The following is a 12,565-nucleotide window of genomic DNA, read 5'->3' on the forward strand; positions in this document are numbered from 1 at the left end:
ACTAGCCTATAGAGGCTTAACCAGTATTTACTGCTAACAATTCCCTTGTTCATAGTATTCTTGCTAGTGGAGTTTGTCACCTAAAAAGCTTATGTCATTTACAGATAGATTTAAACAACTTGCAGCAATTCTTTCTAATGAACTGGGTGTGCAAACAAAAGATATTACTCTTAATACACGGCTTCGGGAAGACCTCAAAATAGATGGTGATGATGTTGATGAAGTATTTTGTAAAATTACTGAACAGTTTGGCATAGATTGGCAGGGGTTTATTTTTTACCGCTACTTCCGTGAAGAACCACATTTATTTTCTTTACTTTTTGAGTCTTACTATCGCAAACGTCACGGCATACTCAAAACAATTACCGTCAGCCATCTACTATCAGTTATTGAGTCTGGAGTTTGGTTTGAACCGTCCCAATCTGATATTTACATTTGAGTTCATTACACAATCTTAACTAATTTATACTTATAAGTTTTCCTGATCGTTAGTATTGTTAAATCTTATTACGATTTTTGTCATATATTAATATTTGCAGCCCTCCTTGCAGATATCTATATATTTGTTTAGCGGGGAATTCTATTCACCGGAATAATTAAACCCATGAGTCAAATAGTCTGGATCGCAAGACACGCTAACCGCCTCGATTTCGTAAACCCTGATTGGTTTCTCACCGCCGAACGACGCTACGATCCACCCTTGTCTGATGATGGTATGGTGCAGGCACAACAGTTAGCTAGACGATTGAAAAAAGAAAAGATTGCCCATATTTTCGCTTCTCCTTTTCTGCGAACCGTACAGACGGCAAACGCAGTTGCAGAAGCGCTAAACTTGCCGATCAAATTGGAAACAGGCTTGAGTGAATGGCTAAACCCAGTTTGGATGACAGAAGAACCTGAAAGACTCTCAACTCCAGCATTAGCAGAGTTATTCCCTAGAATTGACACCAGCTATACTTCGCGCATCGCCGCCAAATATCCTGAAACTCGCGAAAAAGTGCGAGAACGTTCTGGGCAAACTGCGAGATGTTTAGCTACTGAGTTCTTACCAGAACATATCCTGCTAGTAGCACACGGCGCATCGGTGTTAGGGGGAGCAATGGGGCTAGTGGGGGAAATTGCCAAAACAGAAGTTAAAGCTTCTTTATGTTCGCTGGTAAAAGTGGTACGCCAGGAACCAGAATGGTTATTAGAACTAACGGGAGATACTTCCCATTTAACCCACATAGAAGAAGTTATTCGATTTGCTTAAACCTCTGATAGAGATTTGTGTTCATGACTTCTGCTAGGTTGGGTATATCTTACAAAAAAGTAATTTAATTCACCAATAAATTCTATGACTTTGTTACTAGCAGGAGACATCGGCGGTACGAAAACTATTCTGCAATTGGTTGAAACATCAGATTCAGAAGCTTTACATACTATTTCTCAGGAAAGTTACCACAGTGCCGATTTTCCCGATTTAGTACCAATTGTGCAGAAGTTTTTGGACAAAGCTAATACACCAGTACCAGAAAAGGCTTGTTTTGCGATCGCAGGGCCCATTGTCAAAAATACTGCCAAACTCACCAATTTAGCCTGGTTCCTAGATACCGAACGTTTAGAAGAAGAATTGGGTATCCCGCATATTTCTTTGATTAACGACTTCGCCGCCGTTGGCTATGGCATTTCAGGTTTACAAAAAGAAGACTTGCTGACATTGCAAGTTGGCAAACCTCAACCCGAAACCCCCATTGGAATTATTGGTGCTGGTACTGGCTTAGGGCAAGGATTTTTAATTAAGCAAGGAAAGGACTATCAAGTTTTTCCCTCAGAAGGTGGACACGCTGACTTTGCCCCTCGGAACGAGATGGAGTTTCAACTGTTGAAATACCTGCTGGGTAAACATGATATCCAGCGCGTTTCTGTGGAACGCGTGGTTTCTGGAATGGGAATTGTGGCAATTTACCAATTTTTGCGCGATCGCAAATTTGCCGCTGAATCACCAGATATTGCCCAAGTCGTCAGAACGTGGGAACAAGAAGCGGGACAGGAAGAGAAAAGCGTCGATCCTGGTGCTGCAATTGGTACAGCTGCACTAGAAAAACGCGATCGCCTTTCGGAACAAACCTTGCAATTATTTATAGAAGCTTACGGTGCAGAAGCCGGCAATCTTGCCCTTAAACTCCTACCTTATGGTGGCTTATACATTGCTGGTGGAATTGCGCCCAAAATCCTCCCCTTAATTGAAAACAACGGTTTCTTATTAAATTTCACTCAAAAAGGCAGGATGCGCCGCCTGCTTGAAGAGATCCCCGTGTATGTTATCCTCAACCCGCAAGTGGGGCTAATAGGTGCTGCTTTATGTGCTGCTAGGTTATAACAGCTAGCATCATCAGTGAGATCGGCATCTCAAAAGGCATAAAATATGACAGTTAAAATTCTGTTGCCATTAATCGCCGCCACACTTGTTTGTGGTGGTTCTGTTTTTGTGGAAGCGCGTCAACCCAAACCTGCGGCGACTGTTGTCAAACCAAAGGTTTCTCAACCCGTGCAGCCAAAATGGAAGTTATACACCGCCCCAGATGGGCGCTTTACTATTTTGATGCCGGGAAACCCCAACAGAAATACCGAATCCCAAAAAACTTATATGGGGGAAATTACCTTAGAAATATTTGTCGCTCAACCACCAAAACAGCAAGTAGCATACATAGTTGCTTACAATGATTTTCCTTATAGTTATGGTCAAATAACTGACCCCCAAGCTGTACTTAATAATGCACGGGATATGGCTTTAAAGACTACGAAAAGTAATTTAATTAGTCAAAGGAATATTCGGAGTTCTAATAATCATCCTGGTAAAGAAATTGAGTATATCAATTCTGGAGGTAAAATTACTAGAAGTAGAATGTATGTTGCCGAAGGAAGACTATATCAAGTAATGGCAATAACTACAAAAAAACAGCAGAAAACATTAGCTAAAACTATTACTGGGTATTTAAATTCCTTCCATGTAGTTTTGAAAAAGCCAAATAACTAAAACTCTACTATATTAGTCTTGCAATCAATTGTGTGGCTAATATAGCGCTTTTTATTTGTATGCAATATACTTTGACCTCACTTCCATTCCTCTTTCCTAAAAAGCTATGGTGGTGTAAACAAGTAGAATTTACCCCCCTTAATCCCCCTTTCCAAGGGGGGATTAAGAAATCCAGTTCCCTCCCCAATACATACGGGGAGGGTTAGGGTGGGGTAAAACTCATACTAAAACCTCGTTTTCTTACAGATTCCGCAATACACCACAAACCGGATAAAAACTTTGGATTGTCGCTAACAATATTTTTCCATTCCAAACTTCTAACTCCTAAATTCTGCTATATTTTAATTATTTAATTTTTTCGCTCAGATTATACAACTTATACGCTACTCAACCGCTTATTAAAACATGATTTCTAACACTAGGATGTCATGCTATTAATTATTGATGACCAAATTAAATAAAACCAAGTGAAAGAAATGGCTGATACTACTGTTACTGCCGTTAACTCTGGTTCTTTTAGCACTCTAGTTGATGCAATCAAGGCTGCCAATTTGATAGATACTCTCAAAGGTGTTGACTCATTTATCGCCTCTGCATCTACAAATCAAGCTTTTGCAAAGCTTCCATCAGATACTGTAGAGACATTGCTTAACAATATTAATAAGCTCCAGGAACTCCTGAGGTATCATATTGTTTCCGGCAAGCTGATGCCCATAAAGCCGATTAAAGCTTCAAGTTTGAAAATTGACCCTTTTCATAGTTTCAATGCACATTATGAATCACAGCCTCAAAACCCGATGCTGTTGATGATAACGGTGTCATCCACATCATTGTTGATTCCTCAGTCAACAAACAAACGTATAGATAGCGAATAACGTGTATGGGCTAGGAACTATTTATAGTCACCACCTCACGACTACTTAAGTATTTACTAAGTAAAACGTTAAATCTTATACCTTATTTCTTAGAGGATGTTTGAAAAGTCCTCTTCTCGGTAGTGAAACGTTTTAGATCCCCCTAAATCCACGCCAGTTGCTCATGGGGGAAACCCCCAGACGCTCGCAGGCTCGCTAACGCTGCGCTATCGCCCTTGGCGTCTCCCCTTCTCCCAAAGGGAGAGGCTAACGCCAAGGGAGAAGACCGCACTGGCTCCCCTTAAAAAGGGGGACTTTGATTCCAGTTCCCCCCTTTTTAAGGGGGGTTAGGGGGGATCAATAAGTGCAAAGATACAGCCAACTACTTTTCAAACAACCTCTAAGAGAAAAGAGGTTTATTTTATATTTTTTGAGGTTGTTTTACTTAGTAAATACTTTAGACGACGACATAATTTATCTTCAAAGTTACCCGATCAATAAAAACAACATTAGCTAAATTAGTTTAACAATTTAGCTCTGAACATGAAATATTTATTAACAAGTCAAAATAATTTGATTATTGGTTGCAGCCAAAATCATATATCTACAGAAATCAGTCAATTTATGAAGGGCAAACATGCTTGTGTTTGTTGTTCAAATACTTTACTCCGTCACGTCAATTACCGAGGAGTTTACTGGCGTTGTAGCAACTGCCATCAGGAAATGCCAGAAGGCTATCTTTAATCAAGTTTAATTAATCATTGGTATCCCTTATGAATTTATTTCAATCTAATCAATCAGAGTTTGCCTGGTGGGTAGAAATTAACACCGTTGTTCCGCGCTGTACTTATTACTTTGGCCCTTTTGATAGTGGAAAAGAGGCGCAACTTTATAGAACTGGCTATGTCGAAGATTTATATCAGGAAGGAGCTAGAGATATCGTTGCACTAGTCAAACTATGTCAGCCTGATGCCCTAACAATTTTTCAGGATGAAGCAGAACTCCAAATATCTAGTTTTTGAAGCCCGTCTCGCAGATATTTTGCTAAAAGGGGTTTTTCGATAATATAACTGGTTGCATAGTTTTGAGGTATAAGCTCTACTACTTGTTTAATCAAATTGGTGAAGTCTTCTGGTACTTGACCTGATGAAATTCGACCAAGCCATATCAAAGCTATTACCTCTGTTTTTTCTTCCTCTGATAGTTCGTCAATATATTTATGTAGGACATTTACTGAACATCTTCCTGTGATATTGAAATCTTCTAAATAATCAGACAATTTATCTATAAATGTTTCTGATTTATTTATTCTCTCAGATCCCATTTTTCCATAAATTAATTCAGCCATTTCAATAATTTTATATATTTTGTTAACTGATAATAAACTCATATTTTTTATTTAAGTTGGAGTTAATAAACAAAAATCTAAGTATAGAGAAAACTTAGATTTTTGTTAAAAAAAGTTTTTGGATACATATATACTTAAATTTTTTGTATATAATGCAACTATAGTTTTTAAATCAAGCAAGTAAGTGCTAAATAACCCTTTAACTCATAATTGAGCATTACAGATCAGTGTTTGAATTCAGGTTTCGTCGAAAGGTTGAAATGTATAGGATAAATGTATAACGTTTGATTTCGATACAAAAAGTTAAAAAAAGGAAAGTATACTCTAGGGTTTTGTATAACTTTAAATTAGTAGAATGTTATTATCATAGAAAAATCTATAAGATAGCAGATTTTAATAAAAGTTAAAGTTCATGATTTGAGGAGCAGGGTTATTGTCGTATGGTCAAGCGATCGCTCCAAGCATCACTGACTGGAATTCAACAGGCTAAAACAGCATTTGCTCGCAAGGGGTGGACACAAGACAATCTAGCAGCAGAAGTGAACCTCAAGACTAGACAACCCATTTGGCGGTTTTTCAGTGGTCGTCCGGTTGAGCGTCATACCTTTATTGAAATTTGTTCTGTATTAGAACTGAATTGGCGGGAGATTGCTACCAATCCTCCGGCAGAATTCTTGGAACTAGAAGAATATACCAAGCACCCTATCTTGAATATTGATACATTAGTGGAGCAAGTGCGATCGCAACGCTTCGACAAAATTCAAGACCAGTGTGGTATTTTGCAGTTATTGGATATTAGCCGTCCCGTTGCGATCGATGACATATATATAGATGTGAATATTTTGGAGGAAATTGCCAGTCTTCAGTACTTAGAAATAGCTGAACTGCAAAACCTTGACCCCAAACAATTTGACCGTTTTGGCAAAGGTGAGGCCGATCAGAACCAGATACCTGGTACAGAGGCAGTTGAAAAATACTCCAAGCTGAGGGTGCTAGGTAAACCAGGAGTAGGTAAAACCACCTTTTTACAATATCTCGCGATTCAATGTAACCAAGGTAAATTTGCGGCGAATCAAGTGCCAATCTTCATCACCCTGAGAAATTTTACTGAAGAATCTAAAGCCACCAACGAGTTCAGCCTATTAAAATACATCCGCCAGGAGTTCCTCACATCTGGAATTTTAGATCCGTCAGTAATTGAAACATTACTTAGTGCAGGTAGAGTGTTAGTGTTGCTTGATGGCATGGATGAAGTTATTAACCAACAAAGCAATGCTGTCTTAAGCGAAATTCGCAGATTTTCAGAGAAATATCACAAAAATCAATTCGTGGCCACATGTCGAATAGCATCTCAAAAACTCAGACTCCGAGGCTTTGCCGATGTTGAGATTGCTCCATTTACCTCAGAACAAGTCATTGCCTTCGCTCAAAAATGGTTTGTGACATTTACCAAGACCAACATTCAAGATGGTCAAGCACAATCCGTTCAGTTTATACAGAAGTTGGAGTTAGATGAAAACTGGCAATTTCGCCAACTCGTGGTTACGCCCCTATTTTTGCATCTTGCTTGCTGGGTGTTTCACGCTCAAGAAAAATTTCCGACTAAGCGGACTGACTTTTATAAGCAAGGTTTAGACCTTCTATTGGGTAAATGGGATGAAGCCAGAGGCATTGAACGGGATGAAGTTTACCGAGGGTTTTTATTACCCCAAAAGCTGAAGTTATTGAGTCAGATTGCAGCAGCGACATTTGAGCAAGGTCAGTACTTTTTTGAGCAACGCATCGTTGAGCAATACATTGGTGACTATATTCAGAATCTGACCAACGTGCCAATGGATGCAGAGTCACTGCAAATAGAAAGCGAAGCAGCGCTGAAGTCAATGGAGGCTCAACATGGGCTACTGGCAGAACGGGCGCGGGGAATTTTTTCCTTCTCCTATCTGGCGTTTCAAGAATACTTTACAGCAAGAAAAATCGTTGCCAGCCATAACCTAGAGGCATTTGGGCAAGCTTTAGAAGGATTAGTTAGTCACATTACAGACCCACATTGGCACGAAATCTTCTTGTTTACAGCTACCATGCTCCGAAGTGCAGACTCTTTGGTACAGTTGATGAAGCAACAGATTGATGCACTGGTTGCACAAGACCCTTATTTACAAGAGTTTTTGACCTGGGCTAGCCAAAAATCTCGCACTATTCCCACGCAAACAAAAGAAGCGACAATTCGAGCATTTTACCTTGCCTTGAGTCGGACTCCTCACCTAGCTCCTCACTTTGCTCTAGCCAGCAGCCTCGACCAGGGAATGTTTCTGGATGCGGCTTTAGATAACCTGCTGGTGGAGTGTGCAATTGATGGGAGCCAGGACTTTGCTCACATTCACGCCTGTGGAGATGCTTTATCGAACATTCTGGGCATTGTTCTGGATGTTGGACTGCATAAATCTCTGCAACAACTCTCTGACCAATTGCCAAATTTTCGCCAAAGTCAACAACGGTTTGAACTATGGTCGCAAACGAACTATTCAGCTTGGGCTGAACAGGTAAATAAGACGGTGGTTAATTATCGCAACATTAACCACCAGTGGCAGTTTAGCCCTGAACAACAGCAAGTGCTGCAACGCTACTACGATGCTAATCAGTTACTACTCGATTGCCTGCATAGCAATTGTGAAGTGACGGCTGCTATTAGGCAGGAAATTGAAGCTACCTTATTGTTGCCTCAAAAAGAACTTGAAGACAGGGAATGGCAATAATTCTTTTAGTTAATTACGCAAATAGGTAGTTGCCAGATTAGTTTTTATTACGTTTTGTGTCGTAGTCAATCAACTAATTTAGTAAATCAAACAACACTTTGCCATATTAAAGAAAGTTTTTCATCTAATTTCTAGCAAAAATCCTTCTTTCGGTACTTTTCTTTGTAACCACTCTTCTACTGAGACAAAAGCTGCGCGTAGCTTACTTAGAGTAGTACGGAAATGTTTCCAATGAATGCACCTTTTGACAGAAGCAACTAGAGACGGGTTAGCGTAATTGTGCGAAGCTAGCCCAGTGCAATTTCGCATCTCTACTTACTCATTTTTCAACCCACTTTGCACTTACAGCTTTAATGGCAGGTCTTGTTATGAATTTAATCAATGGCTTTTGCTTGACAGTTGGGTTACTCAAAGATGTAGAAGTACTCGTTGTAGACAACGATCGCGATAGTAGAGATTTGTACGCTTTTTTACTCGAAGACTTGAGCGCAAATGTGATTACCGCAGGTTCGATAAAAGAAGCTTTAGAAATCCTGAGTTGGTTCACACCCAAGATTATTGTCTGTGAAATTAGGTTTTTAGGTGAAAGTATTTATACATTGCTAAATACATTGAGTGCTATGGAAGCAAACAATGGAAAGCATATCCCAATTATTGTGACTTCAACATCTACCACAGGTACTCATGACCAAATTCCAGATGTGGAGTTTGAAGAATATTTACTTAAACCATTCGGCCTTGACAAATTTGTTTCCACGATTAGGAATCAAGTACAGGAAGATGTGGCGGAAAATTCTTGTCCAGATGTATTAGTTTTACACACTAAGCACTTCTCAATGCCACAATTGGGTCGAGTTTAGCAGCGCGACGTGCAGGAACAACACCAAAGAATAAACCAATACCACCAGAGACACCAACTGCCATAGCAATCGCGGTTGGAGAAAGTGCCGCTTCTAAAGGAGTCAAGGCTCCCACTAATAGAATGCCACTGACGCCAACCGCAGTTCCAACTAAACCGCCAGCTGCGGAAACTATTACTGCCTCAATGATGAACTGTAGCAAAATATCTTGCTCAGTTGCGCCGATCGCTTTTCTCAATCCGATTTCTTGAGTGCGTTCGGTGACGGAAACAAGCATAATATTCATGATGCCAATGCCGCCGACAAACAGCGATATACTTGCGATCGCAGCTAGCATAATTGTCAATGCACCTGTAATTTGACCGACAGTTTGCAAAGCATCCTTTTGAGAACGGATAGTAAAGTCATCTTCACCATTAATTTTGTGCCGTAGACGCAGCAAATTAGTAATTTGAAATTCTGCTGCATCCACACTCTCTGAATCACGAGCCGCAGCAACGAGATAATCTAAGGCGATACCATAGGGAGAATTCTTTCCCACAAGTCGGTTTGCTGAAGTCGCGATCGGTATTAAAGCAGCATCATCATAATCTGCTCCCACGCTGGAACCTTTGGCTATTAACGTCCCAATCACTTGAAAGCTGGTATTTCCAATTCGCAATTGCTGACCGATGGCGTTACTATTACCGAATAGTTTTTCTGCCAAGTCTCCACCCAGCACAACGACTTGGTTACTTCGCTTGATATCTACCTCAGAGAAAAACCTGCCTTTATCAGTTTCAAAATCCCGCACCGACAAGAAGCTGGGAGTTGTGCCAATGATGTTGACATCGGTGTTTCTGTTGCGGTACACAACTACCTGTCTGCTGTTTAACTCTGGCGCAACTCCTACTACTGTTGGGACTTGAGAGGCGATCGCATCAGCATCTTGTAGCACCAGAGTTTTTGGCACTTCAAAGGAGATACGCTGAGTTTCTCGATTACCTGGTAGTATAAACAGCACATTTGGCCCTAATGACTCCAACTGTTTATTCACGTACTTTTGCCCACCTTCACCAATGCCAATCATGGCAATCACTGAGGCGTTGCCAATAACTATACCCAGCATCGTGAGGGCGCTACGCAGCTTATTTGATAGCAGGGTTTTACCTGCCATGTTAAGGCTTTCTAAAAAATTCATGTCAATTTTTGATTAAAAGTTTTTATCAGGGTTTGTAGTCAGCACTTTAGTGCTGAAAAATAAGGACTAAAGTCCTTACTACGAACTTGCTTATCCCAATTTGGGATTATTTATTTTGTTGTTCTTTTGCCTTCTCGGTTTTGTAGTCTTTGGGTGGATTCACAAAAACGCGATCGCCTTCTTTAACTCCCCCTATAATCTGAGTTTGGTCTTGGATTTGTGCCCCAACTGTAACTTCGCGGAACTGGGGTTTATTCTTTGCATCTGGTACAAGTACGCCAGTTTGACCCTTTTCGGTGACGATTGACACCGTTGGTAACACCAAGGCATCATTAACGCGATCGCCTAAAAAAGTCAGATCCACATTTAAGCCAGAACGCAGTTGATCTGTACCAGTATCCAGAGCAACCCGCACCTGGAAGGATGTTACACCTTGTTCCAGCACTGCTTCTGGAGCAATTAGGCGCACATGACCTTTAAAAACTCGATCGGGATAAGCATCAGCGATAATTTCCACCTGCTGTCCCGGTTTAATTCTGCCAAGATCGGCTTCGGGAACTTGAGCTAATACTTCTAAACCGCGTGCTACGGCGACAATTGAACTAGAAGTTGCCGATGCACTAGCAGATGCAGAAGTTGTGGGTGTGACAAACGCACCAGGATCGGCATACTTTTGGGTAACAATTCCCGAAAGAGGAGCGCGAATAATTGTATCTTCTAACTGCACTTGCACACCCTTCAATTGAGCTTTAGCCGCTTCAACAGCTGCTTGACGCTGGACAATTTCTTCAGAACGAGTCCCATCTTCCAACAGTACCAATGCTGCCCGTGCTTCATTCACTGCTGCTTGACGTTGGGCAATTTCCTCAGTCCGAGTCCCACTTTGAACTAACGAAAATCTTTTTTTAGCTTCTTCTAAATTGGCTCTAGCACTTTTGTCTTCGCTGAGGGCTTGATCGAATAATTGTTTTTTCTCTGCTCCCTCTTTGTATAGATATTGGTAACGTTTTACCTGTTCGCTGGTGTAATTCACCTTAGCTTGAGCCGCATCCACTTGGGATTGAGATTGAGCAATCTCTTGGGGACGATTACCAGCTTGAGCTTGGGTTAGCTGGGCTTGAGCTTGGGCTAACCGCGCCTTAGCTTGAGCGATTTCTTGAGGACGACTACCAGCAAGGGCTTCGGCTAGTTGTGCTTGACTTTGGGCTAAGTTAGCACGGTACTGGCTCTTTTGAGCCTCAATACCTGCGCTATCCATGCGGGCGAGAATTTGCCCTTGTTGAATGCGATCGCCTTGTTCCACATATAATTGCGACAGCACTCCAGGATTCTTCGGACTAATATTTACGCTCTGAACTGGCACGACTTTACCACTAGCTGTAATCCGCAAGGTGACGTTTTTCGCTGCTACTGGCACAGTTAATTGAGCAATATCTTCTTTATTTGTCCCTTGAATTACCAGGGTGTAGGTTGTAATCCCAGCAACCAAGGCACCCCCAGCTATCAGCCCCATTAGCCAGCGTAATGGATACTTAACTTTGCCAATAACAGGAATTTCTATCTGCGTAGCCATATCTAGAAGCCTATAAATCTTGTTTTATGGAAGTAGCCTGTAGTTATATGATGATGTCCATTAAATTGCCCATAGTAAAAGCACGCCAAATTGCACTCCGCGCTTGTGGGGAGTGGTTGAGGGTTGCTCTTAACTATGGTTAATTGAGCGGACATAAATATTAAAGGGCAGATGCAGAAATGCGGAGTTGTTAAAATTTTTAGATTAAATTTTTATTAATGAACTAACAACTAGACGCATAATTAGCTTCATAGTTGCTTAATCTTACTTCATAATATGTATTACATGTTTGTGTGCCTTCACCTGAATGGGTGACTTTAGCCACATTATTAGGTAAAAATTCGCCAGCAGACGTACTACAAGTGAGGTTGTGCTTTATTTCCCCCAGGCTAAAACCTGGTGCTACTCGTAGCTTGCTTCTACTTGGCCATTTTTGGCGGCGATCGCTACTGTTGCACCAAAGAAGTCACAAGACTTAGGATACTCGACTTGCAGTATTGAAGCATGATGCTTAACGTAGACGCAAAGCGCAAAGCCGGAGACTTTGGGTTTGTCGTCACACCGACGATCGTACCTAGTTACTTCATTGAAAAAATAAATAAAGTCGAATTTAATAAGCAAAATACCGAAATGAAAAAGCATTTAGACTAAATGCTTTCTCAAAATGCTCGATTGCTTTCTCATTTCAGTAGATTCAGCAAGCAAAAAGGCATATTGCTTTCTCAAAATGCTTGATTGCTTTCTCATTTCGGTAGATTCAGCAAGTAAAAAGGCATATTGCTTTCTCAAAATGCTTGATTGCTTTCTCATTTCGGTAGATTCAGCAAGTAAAAAGGCATATTGCTTTCTCATTTCGGTAGATTCAGCAAGCAAAAAGGCATATTGTTTTTTCAAAATGCTTGATTGCTTTCTCATTTCGCTAAATCGCGTACTCATTTTAGTATTTTCCGCAAGCAAAAGTTCGCATTTCGCTAACAG

At 40.8% G+C, this 12,565-nt stretch carries 13 protein-coding genes; 8 read left to right on the forward strand and 5 right to left on the reverse strand.

Features of this window, described 5'->3' with window-relative positions; all coding sequences use genetic code 11:
* The first annotated feature begins 91 nt into the window (after positions 1-91).
* The 6 genes from V7L01_RS26290 (at position 92) to V7L01_RS26315 (ending at position 4,895) form a co-directional block, all read left to right on the forward strand.
* Positions 92-439, forward strand: coding sequence for a DUF1493 family protein (locus V7L01_RS26290; protein WP_335040013.1), 348 nt, complete (start codon positions 92-94; stop codon positions 437-439).
* Positions 440-604: 165 nt separating this feature from the next.
* A complete protein-coding gene (locus V7L01_RS26295; RefSeq protein WP_335040015.1) occupies positions 605-1,252 on the forward strand; it encodes a histidine phosphatase family protein in 648 nt (215 codons plus the stop codon).
* 84 nt (positions 1,253-1,336) lie between these two features.
* On the forward strand, positions 1,337-2,362 hold the full coding sequence (locus tag V7L01_RS26300) for a glucokinase (RefSeq protein ID WP_335040017.1): 1,026 nt from the start codon (positions 1,337-1,339) through the stop codon (positions 2,360-2,362).
* Between the two features lie 45 nt (positions 2,363-2,407).
* Positions 2,408-3,019 carry a hypothetical protein gene (locus tag V7L01_RS26305; RefSeq protein ID WP_335040019.1) on the forward strand — a complete coding sequence of 204 codons (612 nt, stop codon included), beginning with the start codon at positions 2,408-2,410 and terminating at the stop codon, positions 3,017-3,019.
* A 476-nt stretch (positions 3,020-3,495) separates the two neighbouring features.
* Positions 3,496-3,894, forward strand: a complete 399-nt coding sequence (locus V7L01_RS26310) for a fasciclin domain-containing protein (protein WP_335040021.1) — start codon at positions 3,496-3,498, stop codon at positions 3,892-3,894.
* Between the two features lie 752 nt (positions 3,895-4,646).
* Positions 4,647-4,895, forward strand: coding sequence for a DUF1816 domain-containing protein (locus V7L01_RS26315; RefSeq protein WP_335040023.1), 249 nt, complete (start codon positions 4,647-4,649; stop codon positions 4,893-4,895).
* Here the strand turns inward: V7L01_RS26315 and V7L01_RS26320 are convergent.
* On the reverse strand, positions 4,859-5,263 hold the full coding sequence (locus V7L01_RS26320) for a DUF3775 domain-containing protein (RefSeq protein WP_335040025.1): 405 nt from the start codon (positions 5,261-5,263) through the stop codon (positions 4,859-4,861). The two genes, V7L01_RS26315 and V7L01_RS26320, sit on opposite strands and share 37 nt — an antisense overlap.
* Before the next feature lie 398 nt (positions 5,264-5,661).
* On the opposite strand from V7L01_RS26320, the gene V7L01_RS26325 reads away from it, so the two are divergent.
* Positions 5,662-7,974, forward strand: coding sequence for an NACHT domain-containing protein (locus V7L01_RS26325; protein WP_335040027.1), 2,313 nt, complete (start codon positions 5,662-5,664; stop codon positions 7,972-7,974).
* A 368-nt stretch (positions 7,975-8,342) separates the two neighbouring features.
* Positions 8,343-8,834, forward strand: a complete 492-nt coding sequence (locus V7L01_RS26330; protein WP_335040029.1) for a response regulator — start codon at positions 8,343-8,345, stop codon at positions 8,832-8,834.
* On the opposite strand, the gene V7L01_RS26335 is transcribed toward V7L01_RS26330, so the two are convergent.
* From V7L01_RS26335 to V7L01_RS26350, 4 genes are all read right to left on the reverse strand, one after another.
* Positions 8,797-10,014: an ABC transporter permease gene (locus tag V7L01_RS26335; RefSeq protein ID WP_335040031.1), complete on the reverse strand. Its 1,218-nt coding sequence runs from the start codon at positions 10,012-10,014 to the stop codon at positions 8,797-8,799. The genes V7L01_RS26330 and V7L01_RS26335 overlap by 38 nt on opposite strands.
* 106 nt (positions 10,015-10,120) lie before the next feature.
* Positions 10,121-11,587 (reverse strand): efflux RND transporter periplasmic adaptor subunit, encoded by a 1,467-nt coding sequence (locus tag V7L01_RS26340; RefSeq protein WP_335040033.1) that lies wholly within the window; start codon positions 11,585-11,587, stop codon positions 10,121-10,123.
* Between the two features lie 402 nt (positions 11,588-11,989).
* On the reverse strand, positions 11,990-12,229 hold the full coding sequence (locus V7L01_RS26345) for a hypothetical protein (protein WP_335040035.1): 240 nt from the start codon (positions 12,227-12,229) through the stop codon (positions 11,990-11,992).
* Positions 12,230-12,523: a hypothetical protein gene (locus V7L01_RS26350; RefSeq protein ID WP_335040036.1), complete on the reverse strand. Its 294-nt coding sequence runs from the start codon at positions 12,521-12,523 to the stop codon at positions 12,230-12,232.
* Positions 12,524-12,565 lie beyond the last annotated feature (42 nt).

This window comes from Nostoc sp. (assembly GCF_036917095.1).
In the GTDB taxonomy this organism is placed as follows: domain Bacteria; phylum Cyanobacteriota; class Cyanobacteriia; order Cyanobacteriales; family Nostocaceae; genus Nostoc.

Bases quoted from the DNA above. Each gene is read 5' to 3' on its own strand.
- V7L01_RS26335 (WP_335040031.1), bottom strand. From the start codon at position 10,014: ATGAATTTTTTAGAAAGCCTTAACATGGCAGGTAAAACCCTGCTATCA.
- V7L01_RS26305 (WP_335040019.1), top strand. From the start codon at position 2,408: ATGACAGTTAAAATTCTGTTGCCATTAATCGCCGCCACACTTGTTTGT.
- V7L01_RS26330 (WP_335040029.1), top strand. From the start codon at position 8,343: ATGAATTTAATCAATGGCTTTTGCTTGACAGTTGGGTTACTCAAAGAT.
- V7L01_RS26325 (WP_335040027.1), top strand. From the start codon at position 5,662: ATGGTCAAGCGATCGCTCCAAGCATCACTGACTGGAATTCAACAGGCT.
- V7L01_RS26345 (WP_335040035.1), bottom strand. From the start codon at position 12,229: ATGCTTTTTCATTTCGGTATTTTGCTTATTAAATTCGACTTTATTTAT.
- V7L01_RS26290 (WP_335040013.1), top strand. From the start codon at position 92: ATGTCATTTACAGATAGATTTAAACAACTTGCAGCAATTCTTTCTAAT.
- V7L01_RS26295 (WP_335040015.1), top strand. From the start codon at position 605: ATGAGTCAAATAGTCTGGATCGCAAGACACGCTAACCGCCTCGATTTC.
- V7L01_RS26320 (WP_335040025.1), bottom strand. From the start codon at position 5,263: ATGAGTTTATTATCAGTTAACAAAATATATAAAATTATTGAAATGGCT.
- V7L01_RS26350 (WP_335040036.1), bottom strand. From the start codon at position 12,523: ATGAGTACGCGATTTAGCGAAATGAGAAAGCAATCAAGCATTTTGAAA.
- V7L01_RS26340 (WP_335040033.1), bottom strand. From the start codon at position 11,587: ATGGCTACGCAGATAGAAATTCCTGTTATTGGCAAAGTTAAGTATCCA.
- V7L01_RS26310 (WP_335040021.1), top strand. From the start codon at position 3,496: ATGGCTGATACTACTGTTACTGCCGTTAACTCTGGTTCTTTTAGCACT.
- V7L01_RS26300 (WP_335040017.1), top strand. From the start codon at position 1,337: ATGACTTTGTTACTAGCAGGAGACATCGGCGGTACGAAAACTATTCTG.
- V7L01_RS26315 (WP_335040023.1), top strand. From the start codon at position 4,647: ATGAATTTATTTCAATCTAATCAATCAGAGTTTGCCTGGTGGGTAGAA.